We start from the raw sequence: 15,927 nt of genomic DNA on the forward strand, positions 1-15,927 counted from the left end.
TTGTGCCAACCAAGGTTGGCATCTACCAACCGCAGACCTCCGCCATCCGCCGCTCAGTCGAACGGCAGCTCTGCCGCTCTGCACGCTGCCGTAATCGCGGCACACGCCTCTTCAATCGCGGGCGTGGTCGGTGCCAGTCGCGGACGTCGATCCAGCGTGCAGGCCAGGCCCACCTCCAGCAACGTGGCATGTGCTCCATGCAACGCCTGCGCGGTGTCTTCCAGCAGGAAACCGGCAACCGCCAGCGCATCGATCAACGAGGGCGTATCGCGCGGCTGCAGCAGTGGCGCATGCTGCGCACTGCGCGCCAGCACACCGGTCTGCAGCAGGAACTCCAGGTCCACCACGCCACCGGCGCCCTGCTTCAGGTCCAGCCGCGCGGCATCGCTGCGGTCCAGTTCGGTGCGCATGCGGCCGCGCATCTTCAACACATCCGCATACAGCACTCCGGTGTCACGCTCACGCCCCAGCGTCTGTGCACGCACCTGCTCGAAGTCCTCCAGCAAGCTCGCATCACCGGCCACGCCGCGCGCGCGCACCAGGGCCTGGTGTTCCCAGGTCCACGCGCGCTCGCGCTGGTACTCGGTGTAGCTGGCCAACGAAGACACCAGCGAACCCTTGCCGCCATCCGGGCGCAGGCGCACGTCGATGTCGTACAGGCGGCCGGCGGCGGTGACCGCGCCGAGCAGTGCCATCACCTTCTGCGCCAGGCGCGCGTACCAGCGCCCCGGCTCCAGCGGACGTGCACCATCGCTGGCGTCCACCCCGGCGGGGTTGTCGTGCAGGAACACCAGGTCCAGATCGGAACCGAAGCCCAGCTCCAGACCGCCCAGGCTGCCGTAGCCGATGATCGCGAAGCGCCCGCCGGGAATCTCGCCGTGTGCGGCGTGCATGTCCGCTTCGGCCATCGCCAACACGGTGACCACCACCGCCTGCGCCAGTTCGGCCAGTTGCCGGGTGCTGTCCACCGCGCCCTGGCGGCCATCCAACGTGGCCATCGCCATGCGGAAGCTGAGCGCCAGCCGCGTTTCATTGAGCCAGCGCAGCGCGGACTCGGGATCCTCCACGGTCAACACCTGCTGGCACTCGGCCAGCATGCCGGCGGCATCGGGCATCGGCCCGGACACGCGCACGTCCAGCAGTTCGTCCAGCAGCAGCGGATACGCCGCCAACCGTTCGGCCAGCAGCGCGCTGCGCGCAAGCACATCGACCAGCCGCGCCAACGCACTGGGCTGCTCGTCCAGCAACGCGAGATAACTGGTCCGGCGCAGCACCGCCTGCAGCAGGCCAAGCACGCGCTTGAGCGCGGCATCCGGCTGTGGCGAGCGCGTGGCCGCATGCAGCAGCGCAGGCAGCACGCGATCCAGCCGTGCGCGCGCAGCGTCGGACAGTGACTTCACGCCGGTGCCTTGGGCGAAATCGCGCAGCGACTGGTCGGCACCGTTGGCATCGAGGAAACCGGCTTCGGCCAGCAACGGTGCGTTGCTGCCCTCGGGCAGGCTGCGCCAGTAGTTGGCCAGTGCATCGGGCGCGGCCTGGCCCTTGCGTGGTGCCAGCAGCGCGGCGAATTCAGTACTGACGCGCTGCTGCTGTTCGGCCAACGCCGCGCGCAGCACGTCCCAGTCCGGATACCCCAGGCCGACGGCGATGCGTTGGCGGTCCAGCGCGTCGCTGGGTAGTACGTGGGTCTGCGCGTCGCGCAGCATCTGCAGGCGGTTCTCCAACCGGCGCAGGAACAGGTAGGCCTCGCGCAGCGCACTGCCATCCTCGGGCGCGATCTGCCCGGCGGCCACCAGTGCGTCCAGCGCCACCAGCAGGCGACGTTCGCGCAGTGCCGGTTCACGGCCCCCCCGGATCAGCTGCAGCGCCTGACACAGGAATTCGATTTCGCGGATGCCACCGGCGCCGCGCTTGATGTCTTCATGCAGTTCACGGCGCGCGACTTCGGCGGTGATGGCCGCTTTCATTTCGCGCAGGCCATCGAGCGCGGTGAAGTCCAGGTAGCGGCGGTACACGAACGGACGCAGGGTCTGCAGCCACGCCTCGCCAGCGGCGATATCGCCTGCCACCGCGCGCGCCTTCAACCACGCATAGCGCTCCCAGTCGCGGCCCTCGCGCTGGAAGTACTGGTCCATGGCCGCGAACGACAGCGCGACGCGGCCGGCGCTGCCGAACGGACGCAGGCGCAGGTCGACGCGGTGGCTGAAGCCATCAACGGTGGTTTCATCCAGCAGCTTGGCCAGGCGCTGGCCGAGACGGGCGAAATATTCTTCCGCCGCCAACGGGCGCGGTCCGTCCGATTCGCCGCCCTGCGAGTAGGCATAGACCAGATCCACATCGGAACTGAAGTTGAGCTCGCCACCGCCGAGCTTGCCGAGGCCGAACACGACCAGTTGCTGCGGCGCACCCTGTTCATCGGCGATGACGCCGTGGCGCTGGGCGAATTCCTGCTGCAGGGCATCCAGGGCCAGCCGCAGGCAATCCTCTGCCAGGGTGGTGGCACCGGCCAGGGTCTGCGCCACGTCGTCCAGACCCGTCAGGTCGCGCCAGATCAGCCGCGTGGACATGGCGGTGCGCCAGCGTCGTATCTGCGCCGGCCAGTCGCTGGGCTGCAGCGGATCGAGCACCGGGGCCGGGATCGGCGGGCAGCCGGGGGCGGCCAGTTGCGCCAGCAGCGCCGGTTGCCGCACCAGGGTGTCCAGCGCGAAGTCACTGGCCACCGCCAGCCGGGTCAGCAGCGGCAGCAGGTCGGCCCGGATGGGCTCGGGCAGGACCTGGGCCAGGCGCGCCAAGGCGCGGTCGACAAGAGGCTGCAGGGAGGCGGGCAGGTCAGCGGGGGCGAGGGTCATGGGCTGATTGTATCGACCCGGCCGGGACGCAACGGACCCGGTAGTGCCGGCCGCTGGCCGGCAGATCCGATGACCTGGTAGTGCCGGCCGCTGGCCGGCAAATCCGATGACCTGGTAGTGCCGGCCGCTGCCCGGCAGATTCGATGATCCTGCCGAAGGTTACCGGGGTTGCCGGCCAGCGGCCGGCACTACCGATAATGGGAACCGCGTATTCATACTGGGCGACAGGCAATAAAAAAGCCCGCTTGCAGCGAACTGCCAGCGGGCTCTGCTCCCTCCCCCACGTCGGGATGCAGGTCCATCGTGCGGGCTGCGAAAGTACTTTGCACGCTGCACTGCAAAACAAAACTGGCGGGTTTGGGTGACCGCTGCGGGGAAAAGCCATTCCACGAAGGTAGAACCCCCCGTACGGATGAGGATGGCCGATAATCGGGATTCCCCCCAGCAACACGTGTCGTCATGTCTGTTGATCGCATCGCCAACGCGCGTCTCCGTGACCGCGTGGTCTCCGCCGAGGCCGCAGCCGCGCTGATCCAGCCCGGTGAAACCGTGGCCATGAGCGGCTTTACCGGCTCCGGGTATCCCAAGGCCGTTCCCGTTGAACTGGCCCGCCGCATCGAATCGGTGCATGCCCAGGGCCTGCCCTTCCAGATCAGCCTGATGACCGGCGCGTCCACCGCGCCGGAACTCGATGGCGCGCTGGCCAAGGCCGATGGCATCGCCATGCGCATGCCGTTCCAGAGCGACCCGGATGCGCGCAACCGCATCAACGAGGGCAAGCTGGACTACATCGACATCCACCTCAGCCACGTTGCCCAGCACGTGTGGTTCGGCTTCTACGGCGAAATCGACACGGCGGTGATTGAAGTGTCGGCCATCCGCGAGGACGGCTCGCTGGTGCCTTCCACCTCGGTGGGCAACAACAAGACCTGGCTGGACCTGGCCAAGAAGGTGATCGTCGAGGTCAACGAATGGCAGCCGGCCGGCGTGGACGGCATGCATGACATCTACTACGGCACCGCGCTGCCGCCGCACCGCAAGCCGATTCCGCTGGTGAATGCCAACGACCGCATCGGCGACACCGCGCTGCGCTGCGACCCGGACAAGATCGTGGCGGTGGTGCGCACCAATGGCCCGGACCGCAACAGCCCGTTCAGCCCGATCGATGCGACCAGCGAGCAGATCGCCTCGCACCTGATTGAATTCCTGCAGCACGAAGTGAAGCGTGGCCGCCTGCCGCCGAACCTGCTGCCGCTGCAGTCGGGCGTGGGCAACATTCCGAATGCCGTGCTGGCGGGCCTGGCCAAGAGCGGTTTCCGCGACCTGGCCGCGTTCACCGAAGTCATCCAGGACGGCATGCTCGACCTGCTGCGCGACGGCGTGCTGAGCTACGCCTCGTGCACTGGCTTCGCGCTGAGCCCGCAGGCCAACGAGACGTTCAAGGAGAACATCGATTTCTACCGTGAGCGCATCATCATGCGCACGCAGGAGATCTCCAACCATCCGGAACTGGTGCGCCGCCTGGGCTGCATCGGCATGAACGGCATGATCGAGGTGGACATCTACGGCAACGTCAATTCGACGCACGTGATGGGCACGCGGATCATGAACGGCATCGGCGGTTCGGGTGACTTTGCCCGCAACGGTTTCCTGTCCGCGTTCCTGAGCCCGTCCACGGCGAAGAACGGCACCATCTCGGCGATCGTGCCGATGGCCAGCCACGTGGACCACACCGAGCACGACGTCTCGGTGATCGTCACCGAACAGGGCCTGGCCGATCTGCGTGGCCTGACCCCGCGCAAGCGTGCGCAGGTGTTGATCGACAACTGCGCGCATCCGGATTTCCGCGCGCAGCTGCAGGATTACTTCGACCGCGCCAGCCGCGAGAGCTACGGCAAGCACACCCCGCACCTGCTGCCGGAAGCGCTGTCGTGGCATCAGCGTTGGCTGGATACCGGCACGATGAAGGGCTGATTGCCATTGGGGTCGGATCCCTTTTCATGGGAAAGGGCTCTGACCCCAGGCACGGACATCGGGTAGTGCCGGCCGCTGGCCGGCGCCATGAACAGCCGGCTAGCGGCCGGCTCTACCCTCAAACGGCGCGCAGCGCCGCCAGCGATTCGGCCTGCAGGCGCTCGTAGATCTCGAACTCGTCATTCACCGCCACACCCATCGCCTGCTCGAAGGCCTCGCGGTTGGCATGTGCGGCATACGCCCGCTGTTCTTCACCACCCAGGTTCGACTGGAAGATGCCCGCGGCACTGACCGGCAGGAAATCCTCATAGACGATCGGGTCGGCCGTGGCCAGTCCGGCGGCTACCAGCACTTCGGCCGGCAGATCGGCCACGCGCTCCGGCGCGGCGCGGCCGGCGTCGGTCAGCTGGTAACGGTAATAACCCAGCCCTTCCTGGCGCAGGGTGTCGTGGTCATCGGGGAAGCTGGCGAACACCGTCTGCAGGCGCTGGCCGTAGTCGCCACCGGTGCTGCCTTCGCCACCGGCATCGCGTGCCTGCGACAGCAGCTGGTCGTACAGCGCGCGCCCCTTCGGGGTCAGAGCCAGGCCGCGTTGCTCGATCTCGCCGAAGCGCGCGGTATGGGTGCCCGCATCGCCCCCCTCGCTGTCCGGGAAATGCACGGCTTCTTCCAGCGCCTTGAAGCTCGTCTGGCGCAGCAGGATCGGGCAGGCACGACGCGGCGGACCTTCAATCACCGCCTTGGCCGCCATGCCGTGTTCGATCATCGCGGCCTGCGCAGCGTCGATATCCAGCGTGCGCGGGGTCAGATGGTTGATGTGCGGACCACGGAAACTGACCACGTCGGCCACCAGGCGGTGTGCGTTGTGCAGCGCATGGTAGGTCGCCAGGTCGACCGTGGCATCGCCGTGCCAGCGGAAGGTTTCCAGTGATTCGTCGACGAAGCGCTCGGCATCGGCCTGCGACAGGCCACCGTCACGCTCGGCCTGGTCGATCAGCGCCAGTGCGCCCTCGGTGAAGATACGGCGGCGTTCGAGGATACGCGCGGACTCGGCACGCAGCGCTTCGTCTTCGATCAGCTCCAGGCGCAGCAGCGAGGTGAACACGCGGAACGGGTTCTGTGCCAGCGCGGCGCCGGTCAGCGGGCGGAACGCGGTGGAGTGCACCGGCACACCGGCCACCGACAGGTCGTAGTAACCAACCGGGTACATGCCCATCACCGCGAACAGGCGGCGCAGCGTCGCCAGTTCCTGCACGGTGCCGACGCGGATCGCACCATGGCGTTCTTCATCCAGGCGCGCACGCTCGTCGTTGCGCTGCAGCTGCGCGGCCAGCGCGGGGTCCTGCTCCAGCACCTGCGCGTTGATCCGCTCCACCAGTTCCACCAGCGTGCCGTACAGCGGCACTTCGGTGCGGTACATGCGGGACATGGCCTGCGCGAACAGGCGGCGGATCACATCAGGCGAAACGAAAGAGGCGCTCATCAGTCACTCGATTACGGGAACGGGGAACAGCTCGGACCCGTATTGTCGCCGGAGCGCGGCGCGGCGGCGATATGCAGAGCAACATGACGCCTGGCCTGTTCCGGGATGGGACCTGCGGACTGCTCTTGGTGGGTGCGAACCTTGGTTCGCACTGATCTGTCAGGGGCCGGTGCAGAGGCAGTGCGAACCAAGGTTCGCACCCACCAGACGCAACCCGGCGCTACCGCTTCAACTGGCGCCTCAGGGTGGCATCCAGGGTGATCGGCCGGTCCCAGTGCTGGTAGCTGGCCACGATGGCATGGCGCACAGCGCGGTAGTGCAGGTTCTCCGGCTTGGCCGGCATGCGCTTCACCACCGCTTCCCAGCCGCCGTCCGGGTCCTGGCTGAAGGCACGCACGCTGTCGCGGCAGGTCTGGCCGCTGGCCTTGGCCCAGAAACAGGCGAAGTAGATGTCCCCCGCCTGCCAGCCATGGGTGGTGAACAGCGCGCTGATGTACCCGCGCGGCACGCCGGCATAGCGCGACACTTCGTCGAGGAAGGCGTCGGGGTAGCGCTCGGCGTAGTAATTGATGTCCTGCAGCTGGGCATCGACCCAGCGGTCACCGGTTTCCACCGTGTAGGCCGCCGAACGCTCGGCGGTCTGCTGGGCCAGCACGGTGGCCGGCACCAGCAGCAGGGACAACAACAGTACGCGCAGTCGGAGATTCATACCCCGATTCTGCCGCAGCCGCCGGATCCTGTCAGGCCGCTGCAGCGGCCTTGGCCTCGATCGCCGCCAGCGCGGCCGGCCAATCGTGGGCGGTATCGGCAGTCACCATGCGCGGTTCGTCGTCGGCCACGCCGTGCTGGGTCTCGTGTGCCCAGGTCACTGCGTACGGGGTATGCACGCCCCAGCCACCGAGGGTGACCACCGGCTCGATATCCGAGCGCAGCGAGTTGCCGACCATCACGAACTGCTGCATCGGCAGATCGAATTCGGCCAGCACGCGGGCGTAGGTTTCCGGGTCTTTCTCGGAGACGATCTCGATGCGCGGGAACAGCTCGCCCAGGTTGGCGACCTTGATCTTGGCTTCCTGGTGGAACAGGTCGCCCTTGGTGATCAACACCACCGGGTAGTGCTCGGCGATGGCCGCCACCGCCTCGCGCACACCGTCGATCAGCTCGACCGGATGGCGCAGGGTGTCGTGGCCGATATCCAGAATGCGCTGGATGTCCTTGGCCTCGATGCGCTGGCCGGTGATGTCGATGGCCGCTTCGATCATCGACAGGGTCATGCTCTTCACGCCGTAGCCGAAGGTGCCCAGGTGGCGCTGCTGCACTTCCAGCAGGTGGCGCGCGGTCTGCGTGTCGTGCACGTCGACGTAGCGCGAGAGCAGGTCAAGGTAATCCTGCTCGGCCTTGCGGTAGTAGTCCTCGCTCTTCCACAGCGTATCGTCACCGTCAAAACCGACCAGGCCGATGGCGCGCGACGGCGCAGGCGTGGAGGTGTTCATCGCGCAAGGATACAGGGGTGCTGGTGACGATAAAAACCCGGGCGGCCGTAGCCGCCCGGGTCCCCATGCACCGGTCTTCCCGAATCAGGCGTGGATCAGCGGCCCTGGGCCGCGCCGGCACCCGCACCGGCCTGCTGCGCGGCCACGTAGGCCTTGTACTCATCGGCGCTCAGCTCGCCGTCCTTGTTGGTATCCGCCTGATCGAACACCTGGGCCAGGCCCGCGTTCACCTGCGCCTCGGTCTTGCTGATGGTGCCGTTGCCATCGGTATCGATGCTGGCCCAGGTCTGGCCACCGCCATTGGCCTGCGCCGATGCCGCCGCGGCCGCATTGGTCGCCTGGTCAGCCGCCTGCCCGGCCTGTGCCGCCGACTGCTGCGCCTGCGCGGCCTCGTTCTGTGCCTGCGCGGCCTGCTGCTTGGCCGACTGGGCCATCGCCGGAATGGCGAGCACGCTGCCGGCGGCGACGATCAGGGCGATCAGGGGCTTGCGGTTGCGAATAGTCATCAGGGGTGTCTCCTACCAATTGGGTGGTGTTGCGCGGCGTGTTGTCTCCGCACGGCACCTACCCTGCCACCGTCTTTCTGAATCGATTTTGCGTTGCGACCGGCATGCACACACACGATTAACCACTCGCCTCCACGCATGCATTAGCGCGGTGGTTAGCAGCAAGTGAGCATCTCATAAGATGCGCATTCAGCGCTGCCGGATTTAACCGGCAGGCAACGAAAAACCTGCGTCAGTCGACGGTTTTTTCCAATGACCGCGAACTGAACAACACCCATCCCAGGGCGACACCGGCGAGCGCACCGGCGATTTCCAGAACCACGCGGCTGCCGAGTTCGTTCGGATCGTGGATGGTGGCGAGGAACAGGCGCGCATACAGCGGCGATTCCAGTCGCACGATGCCCATGTAGAACAGCTTCCATGCATCAATGCCGGCGGAGATGATCACGGCGATGACACAGGACCAGCCGATGGCGTGGCCGACCGTCCAGTGCAGCAGCCGGCACAGCTGCGACCACAGGAAGTACACCAGCAGCCCAACCAGCAGGGCGATGGCGCCCGCTTCCAGGGTACCGAGCAGGCCGAAGTGCAGGGGAAGGTTCATCGGGTGGGAAACGGTGGGATGGCGGCCAGTGTAAGGGATCTGCCCCGGACCCAATCCGGCAGCCTCGGTAGATCCACGCCATGCGTGGATGAATCTCCATCGAAATCGAATATCTCGACGATTGAACGGAAAGCATCCACGCATGCCGTGGATCAACCGTGTCGACCAAGGTCGACACCTACCAGGAGCAGCGGGAAATTGTCGAGGGCGCAGCCCTGCCGATACCCCCTAAAGCACCGGGACGTCGTACGCGGTGCCGGGATCCGGTTCGGGCTGCTGGGTGTAATGCCACCACTCCTGCGGATAGTTGACGAAACCACGGCGCGCCATCGCCTGCACCAGCTGCTGGCGGTTCGCCTGCTGCGTCTCACTCAGCCCGCTCGTCCGGGTATGCGCACGTGGCCCGAAGAAGTCGAAGTCGGTGCCCATGTCCAACGGCGCACATGTACCGCTGCGGCAATCCAGCAGGCCAAGATCGACCGTGGCACCGCGGCTGTGGCCGGAGCGCTCGGCGATGTAGCCGTCAGCCAGCAGCCGTGGCTTGTCCAGATCCGGGTACTGCTGTGCCTTGCGCGAGAGTTCGCGCGGGTCGTTCACCCAAGCCATGAAGGCCTGCACCGAACGCACCGGCCGGTAGCAGTCGTAGAGGCGCAGGCCGAAGCCCTGTGCGCGCAGGTCCTGTTCCACCTGTGCCAGTGCCTTCGCCACCGGCGCCAGCAGGTAACAGGACGGCGCCTCATAGCCGGGCACGGGCGCGCCGGTGAAGTTGTTGGCGCCGGCGTAGCGGATGTCCATGTCGATGCCTGGCGACAACGTGCGGATCTCCACCAATCCGGCGCTGGCCGCGTCGGCGGCCGATGAAACGCGCGGTAGCTCAGCGGCGCTGCTGGTCGCCGCCAGCGCAGTCGCCAGTACGAGTGAAATGCAGGTCCTGGAAGTCATAGCTGAAGTCGATGTCCGGATCGATGGCGCGCAGGTCCAGTGTCGGTGCCGAGCCTCCACCCGGTTGCAGCCACGCCTGCGCCTCGTCGCCCAGCGTATCCCAGCGCAGCAGCCAGCGCCCCTGTAGTTGCAGCACGGTCGCCTGCAGCTTGGGCGACTTGTCCACGCTGAAGCGCAGACCTTCCTTGCCTGGGCACAGCGAGGCCGGGCCCAGCCACGGATCGGTGTAGCGGCCCTGCCAGCGCTGCAGATCGGACGCCGTGAGTCGCTGCGCATCCGAAGTCACAGGTCGCTGATGCCCGATTGCCGCACGAGCGGCCTGGTCCGCCTTCAGTTCGGCCAGGTACTCCATCGCCGGACGCGCATCGTCGGGTGTGGTGAAGCGCTTCAGCGCGGCCTGCATCAGCGCTGTGCGTGCGTCCTCGCCTTCACCATTGATCAGCATCACCACACCCACCTTCCGGTCGGGCAGCAGCGCCAGCGACGAGTACATGCCCGACAGCGTGCCGGTGTGCGCCACCTTCCACTGCCCGTCCATGTCGGACACGCGCCAGCCATACCCATAGCCATAGAAGTGCGCGTTGTCCCAGCGCCGCTGGCGCTCACCCAGCGGCATCGGCATGTGCAGGGTCCACAGCGTGCGCCGCTGCTCGCTGCCCAGCCAGTCCGGCACCAGCGAAGGATCCAGCAGCACCTGCATCCAGCGCGTCATATCGCGCAACGAACAGCGGATGCCCCCAGCTGCCATCGACGGCAGGTCCGGGCTGATCGCACCATCTGCGTTCACAACCTCATTGCGATCACCGCGCCGGGCATGCGGTTGCGCGACGTTGCCCACACGCTTCACCGACCACGCCCCCACCTGGCAGCGCGACAGGCCCAGCGGCTCGAACACCTGCTCGTGCATCAACTGGTCATACGGCTTGCCACTGGCCGCCGCGGCCACTTCGCCGGCCACCACGTACATCAGGTTGTCGTAGGCATAGTGGCTGCGGAAACTACTGACCGGCTTCAGGTGCGCCAGCCCGGCAATGATGTCGGCGCGGTTGAACGCGTTCGGCTCTGGCCACAGCATCAGGTCGCCGGCACCCAATCCAAGGCCGCTGTTGTGGATCAACAGGTCACGCACCTGCATCTGCTGGCCCACCCAGGCGTCATACATGCGGAAACCGGGCAGGTGCTGCTGCACTGGATCGTCCCAGTGCAGCGTGCCCTGCTGCACCAGTCGCGCCAGCAGTGCGGCGGTCATCGCCTTGCTGTTGGAGGCGATCTTGAACAGCGTGTCCTCGTCGATGCGGCCGCCGTCGCCACGCACACCCTGCGCATGGCGATAGACCACCTGTCCATTCTCGACCACCGCCATCGCCAGCCCGGGCAGATGCTCGACCCGGACCACGGCGGCGACATCGGCATCGAGGGAGGCGGTCGCACCGGCCTGCGCGGCCATCACCGTGGCCGGGAAGACCATCAGTGCGACCACGCAGCGGGCGCCCGCCTTCAGTAGGCCCATGTGACGGTCAGCTGCGCATAGCGTGGCGACTGGAACCCAGTGCCATACCCGTACAGCGGATTCGGCGTTCCGATGCTGTCCTGCGGCTCGTAGTCCTGGTCCACCGTGACGACCCGCTGCTGGTTCAGAACGTTGTACACCGCCAACTTCAGGCGCAGGTCGGTGGGGATCGGCACCTTGTAGGACACGCTCACATCCAGGTCATAGGTCCACGGCGTGCGGCCGTCGCCGCCGCGCGGCGAGTGCACGAACACACGCTCGGACGGCACCGTCGCCTGGCAGTTGGACACGCACACGTAGTAGCTGTGGAAGTCGGTGTCGTCGAAAGGATTGCCGGCACCGAAGCGGGTGATCGGGCTGCCCGACTGTACGCCCAGGGTGGCGGCCACGCTCAGATTCTCTGTCAACGCGTAGCTGCCGCGGAACTTGAACTGGTGGCGGCGATCGTTGGCCAGGTAGCCATAACCCCGGTAGTTGACCCACGGATTGTCGAAGTTCTCGGTGCGGCCGGCATCGGCGAAGTCGGTATCGGAGTTGACCGGGCCTTCGGCGTTGCCGCGCCCATAGGCCAGGGTATAGGAGGCGTTGAAGCCCCACTTGCCATCCCACGCACGGTCGACCTGCAGTTCCAGCGCCTTGTAGTCGCGCTTGGGCTTCACCCAGCCGCGCTGGCCCACGTAGTTGCCATCATCGTCGTACAACGCCCAGCCTTCCTTGGACGTATCGATGCTGATCCAGCCGTCGTTGCTGCCATCGCAGTTGGTGTCGCCCCAGACGGTGTTGGTGCGGCCTGGGTTGCCCATGACCCACACCCCGTCGATGGCACCGCACTGGCCGGTGGCGGTGATGTTCATGTCATCGATGGCGTTGTGCAGGCGGCGATACGTCACGCTGGCGCCGACCGACCAGGCTTCATTGATCATCTGCTGGAAGCCGAGGATCGCTTCATCCTGGTACACCGGATCCATGTCCCGGTTCACTTCGGCACGCAGGTCCGGCACGCTGCCATCGCCCTGCGAGTTGTCCACCGGTCCGATCTGCGCGCCCAGCATGGGGACATTGTTGGCCGCACCGCTGTAGCCCAGGAACTCATACCAGGTGCGTTCGTCGAGGAAGCCACCGGCCTGCTTGATGTTGATGACATTGGCCACTGGCAGGAAGTAGCGGCCCAGGTTGCCGAACACCTTGGTGGTGCCATCACCGCGCACATCCCAGGCGAAGCCCAGGCGCGGTGCCACCATGTCGTCGATCTTGATGTAGCTGCTGCCGTCGCCCCCCTTGTTGTCGAAGGCTTCCAGGCGCACGCCCATGTTCAGCAGCAGGTTCGGTGTCACCTGCCAGTTGTCCTCCAGGTACCAGGCCGAGTTGATGGTCTCGAACGCGCCCTCCACTTCGTAGCGGCGGGTACGCGCGACCAGGCCGCTGGCCGGTACCACGCCACCGTTGAGCGAACTGCCCGGCGTGCGCGCATAGATGTCGTAGCGCAGGCCGCCCGGGCCAGGGTAGGCACGGCTGTAGTCGGAGGTATTTTCCTCGCGGTCCATGCCGAAGCGCAGCAGGTGGTTGCCCAGCGTCCATTCGAAATCGGCGCGGGCGGCCTTGCGGGTGTCCAGCGCGGATTCCAGCTGCGCGCTGCTGGTGCAGCTGCGGTCGCCCTGCAGTGCCGGCGGCACGCCCTGGCTTGCGGTGCGGTTGTCGAACACGCGGTTGCAGTTCTCGTCCATCAGCGAGCTCTGCACACGGTTGCGCTTGTTCTCGCCGTACATCAGCTTCATGGTCAGGTCGTTGTTGACCTGCCAGCTGTAGGTGCCGGACCAGTTCTTGCCACCTACGGTGTTGTAGATCTGGTTGCTGCGCTCACCTACAGTCTGTCCCGTGGCGTAGTCGTAGGCGTAGACATCGGTCAGGGTCTTGCTCTTGTCCGAGAAGCCGAACAGCGACAGCATCTGGTTGTCGGTGATCTGCCAGTCGATCTTGCCGCCCCAGAACGGATCATCGGCCTTGCCCTGGCTCAGGCGGGTACCGGCATCGTTGGTGGAGGTCGGGCGGTAGTCTCGTGCCTCGTACATGCCGAAGAAGAACAGGCGGTCCTTCACCAGCGCGCCGGAGGCGAACACGTTCAGGGCGCTGCGGCTGTAGTCATCGCGGCTGGCGGTGATATAGCGACTACCTTCGCTGTCATAGCGGTCGCGCGCCTGTGACTGCCAGGCACGCGGTTCGAACACCAGTTCGGCACCGGCCTTGAAGTCGTTGCTGCCCGACCGGGTGACTGCGTTGATGACACCGCCGGTACTGCGCCCGAACTCTACCGAATAGCCGCCGGTCTTGACCTGGAATTCCTGGTAGAAGGCGAACGGCACCGACGAGAAGCCGACCCGGTTGTAGAAGTCGGTGACGTTCAGGCCGTTGATGTAGACCGTGTTCTCGGCCACCGACGAACCACCGAAGGAAATGCCTTGGCCGCCCAGCGAGCCCTTGCCCTTCACCGCGCCCGGGGCAAGCAGTGCCACGGCGGTGATGTCACGGTCCACCGGCAGGCGCGACAGCTCCTCGCGGGTGATGTTGGTGGCCGATTCGGTGGACTTCACATCCACCATCGACACCACCTGCGGCGCGCGCACCTCCACCGTACCCAGGGTGCTGACCGCGCCCAGCGGCACGTTCACCGTGGTGGCACTGCCCAGGCTGACGGTGACCTGGCCGACACGGCTGGCGGCACCGCCGGGCAGGCTCACCTCCATGTCATAGGTGCCGACCGGCAGCAGCGGAATCCGGTAGCTGCCGTTGGCCTCAGCCTGCACCGAGCGGACGAAACCGGTGGCCGGATTGCGAACGGTCACGGTGGCCCCGGCCGGTACCTGGCCGGCGTCGCTGACCAGCCTGCCAACCACCGAACCATCCTGTGCGAATGCGCTGGGTGCAATCAGGCCCAGACAGGCGCCAAGGGCGACGCACAACGCCGCCCGCTTGATGTTGTAAGCCTTCATCCCCTGCTCTCTCCTGCAAGAATTGAATGGTGTTGAGGGTGGTGTTTCGCGCTAGCGTTGCCCGGCTGGCAGTACCCGCCACTGGAAGTCGTAGCTCCATTGGTCGAAGTACAGGTTGCCGCCTGCCCACTCGGCCTCGCCGCGCTGCGAGTCGATCGTTTCCGAGCGGAAGTGCTGCTTGGCCGGCACGAAGGCCTGGCCGAAATCGTCGTTGAAGGCGATGCGGTAGCCGTCGAGGCCACCCAGATAGAAGTCGCGCAGGGCCGGCACATCGCTGGCCAGCGCGCCAGTGGTCACGTCCATTGGCAGCCAACCGTACGGCGCCAGGTAAAACTGTCCCCAGTCATGCAGATTGCTGTAGCCGCTACCATCGTCGGAGAACACCATGCCCGACTGCCAGCGCGCGGGAACACCGTTCATGCGCAGCAGCGCGATCAGCAACAGGGTCTGCTGTCCGCAGTCGGCATGGCCAGCATGCAGCGCGTAGTCGCTGATGTTGCTTAGCGTGGAGTACTCTCGCGCACCGGCCCAGGGAATGCGGTCCACGGCAGCAAACAGCTTGCGCACCACTTCATACGGACGTGTCTCGCCCTGCAGTACCTGGTCGGAGAACAGCTTCAGCGCCGGGGTGAAGCGCACATGCGGCAGCTGCTCGGCCAGATAGGGCGTCAAGGCCGGATCAGCCGGGGTTGGCTGTACCTTGGCCGGGTCGATCACGGTATGCCGCGCGAGGATCGTGACCGCGTAGCGGATCTCGAAGCGGGTCGGCTTCCCGGCCACCGCTTTGGCTTCCAGATAGGCGGTGCGCTGCAGGGTGCTGGCTGGCGCCACGCGTGCCTTGCCGGGCGCGCTGCCCAGCCACTGCACCTGCGCCTGCTGGCCCCGAACCTCGCGCGGGTACGGAATCCAGGCGCGTACGGTTTCGCCGGCCGGCACGGCATCGGCTTTCACCGTGAGCGACTGGGTGAATTCAATGCGCTGCGGCAGTCCCGACGCCTGGCCACTCTGTTCGGCCACGGCAACCACGCGCGCGTGGTGTGCATTGAGCACCTCGTTCGGGCCCGGCGGTGACATCGGTGCATCCGCGCGTCGGCGTGCGCGCGCTTGGTCGCTGAGCAGGAACAGGTTTGACGGTGCGCGCTTGAAATACCAACGCGTGCCATCGATATCGAGATGCTCGATCAGACCGAGCTGATCCCAGCGCGCGAATTCCTCGTCGGTCAGATCGGGAATCCAGCGGCGCACGGCAGACTTGGCGGCGGTTTCGTCGAGGGAAAAATCCAGACGGATACGGCGCATGCGCTCACGCTGGAACGCGCCTTCGGCAGCATCGCTCGCGGTCGCCAGCAGCGCATCGGCGTCGCTGAAGCGGCCGCTGTCGATCAGGTCGATCACCTGCGTTTCGCGCGCACGCTGCTGGCTGCTGCGCCCGTCTGCCGCCTGCGTGGCCGACGCCCACAGCAGCAGCGCGGCACATAGGCCGGCGGCGGCAGGCAGACGCGGTTTGCGAACGGCAGGATCCACAGCGACACTTCCCAAGCGCGGGTGGTAACGGCTGTGTAACACGGGCCGGAGTGCC

General features: G+C 66.4%; 11 protein-coding genes. 1 reads left to right on the forward strand and 10 read right to left on the reverse strand.

What is annotated here, in order from left to right:
- Positions 1–53: 53 nt before the first annotated feature.
- Entirely contained in the window at positions 54–2,849 is a 2,796-nt protein-coding gene (gene glnE, locus ABR323_RS20655; protein ID WP_439450649.1) for a bifunctional [glutamate--ammonia ligase]-adenylyl-L-tyrosine phosphorylase/[glutamate--ammonia-ligase] adenylyltransferase, read from the reverse strand.
- A 459-nt stretch (positions 2,850–3,308) separates the two neighbouring features.
- On the opposite strand from glnE, the gene ABR323_RS20660 reads away from it, so the two are divergent.
- The gene (locus tag ABR323_RS20660) at positions 3,309–4,823 is read left to right on the forward strand and encodes an acetyl-CoA hydrolase/transferase family protein (RefSeq protein WP_135272091.1); all 1,515 of its coding nucleotides are present in this window, start codon (positions 3,309–3,311) and stop codon (positions 4,821–4,823) included.
- 118 nt (positions 4,824–4,941) lie between these two features.
- Here ABR323_RS20660 and hglS read toward each other — a convergent pair whose 3' ends face one another.
- The 9 genes from hglS to ABR323_RS20705 form a co-directional block, all read right to left on the reverse strand.
- Positions 4,942–6,306 carry a 2-oxoadipate dioxygenase/decarboxylase HglS gene (gene hglS / locus ABR323_RS20665; RefSeq protein WP_439450650.1) on the reverse strand — a complete coding sequence of 455 codons (1,365 nt, stop codon included), beginning with the start codon at positions 6,304–6,306 and terminating at the stop codon, positions 4,942–4,944.
- A gap of 220 nt (positions 6,307–6,526) precedes the next feature.
- Positions 6,527–7,015: a hypothetical protein gene (locus ABR323_RS20670; protein ID WP_439450651.1), complete on the reverse strand. Its 489-nt coding sequence runs from the start codon at positions 7,013–7,015 to the stop codon at positions 6,527–6,529.
- Between the two features lie 31 nt (positions 7,016–7,046).
- Entirely contained in the window at positions 7,047–7,799 is a 753-nt protein-coding gene (locus tag ABR323_RS20675; protein ID WP_049449377.1) for an HAD family hydrolase, read from the reverse strand.
- 95 nt (positions 7,800–7,894) lie between these two features.
- Positions 7,895–8,305 (reverse strand): EF-hand domain-containing protein, encoded by a 411-nt coding sequence (locus ABR323_RS20680; RefSeq protein ID WP_004139214.1) that lies wholly within the window; start codon positions 8,303–8,305, stop codon positions 7,895–7,897.
- 232 nt (positions 8,306–8,537) lie between these two features.
- Complete coding sequence (locus tag ABR323_RS20685) at positions 8,538–8,909, reverse strand: hypothetical protein (RefSeq protein WP_087921310.1); 372 nt, start codon at positions 8,907–8,909, stop codon at positions 8,538–8,540.
- Between the two features lie 228 nt (positions 8,910–9,137).
- The gene (locus tag ABR323_RS20690; protein WP_439450652.1) at positions 9,138–9,851 is read right to left on the reverse strand and encodes a M15 family metallopeptidase; all 714 of its coding nucleotides are present in this window, start codon (positions 9,849–9,851) and stop codon (positions 9,138–9,140) included.
- On the reverse strand, positions 9,784–11,319 hold the full coding sequence (locus ABR323_RS20695; RefSeq protein ID WP_439450682.1) for a serine hydrolase domain-containing protein: 1,536 nt from the start codon (positions 11,317–11,319) through the stop codon (positions 9,784–9,786). The genes ABR323_RS20690 and ABR323_RS20695 overlap by 68 nt, the downstream gene beginning before the upstream one ends.
- Before the next feature lie 29 nt (positions 11,320–11,348).
- A complete protein-coding gene (locus tag ABR323_RS20700) occupies positions 11,349–14,348 on the reverse strand; it encodes a TonB-dependent receptor (protein WP_439450653.1) in 3,000 nt (999 codons plus the stop codon).
- Between the two features lie 51 nt (positions 14,349–14,399).
- Positions 14,400–15,872 carry a transglutaminase-like domain-containing protein gene (locus ABR323_RS20705; RefSeq protein WP_439450654.1) on the reverse strand — a complete coding sequence of 491 codons (1,473 nt, stop codon included), beginning with the start codon at positions 15,870–15,872 and terminating at the stop codon, positions 14,400–14,402.
- Between the last annotated feature and the right edge of the window lie 55 nt (positions 15,873–15,927).

Origin of the sequence: Stenotrophomonas sp. ATs4 (assembly GCF_051861585.1) — a bacterium.
GTDB classification, from domain to species: Bacteria; Pseudomonadota; Gammaproteobacteria; order Xanthomonadales; family Xanthomonadaceae; genus Stenotrophomonas; species Stenotrophomonas maltophilia_AS.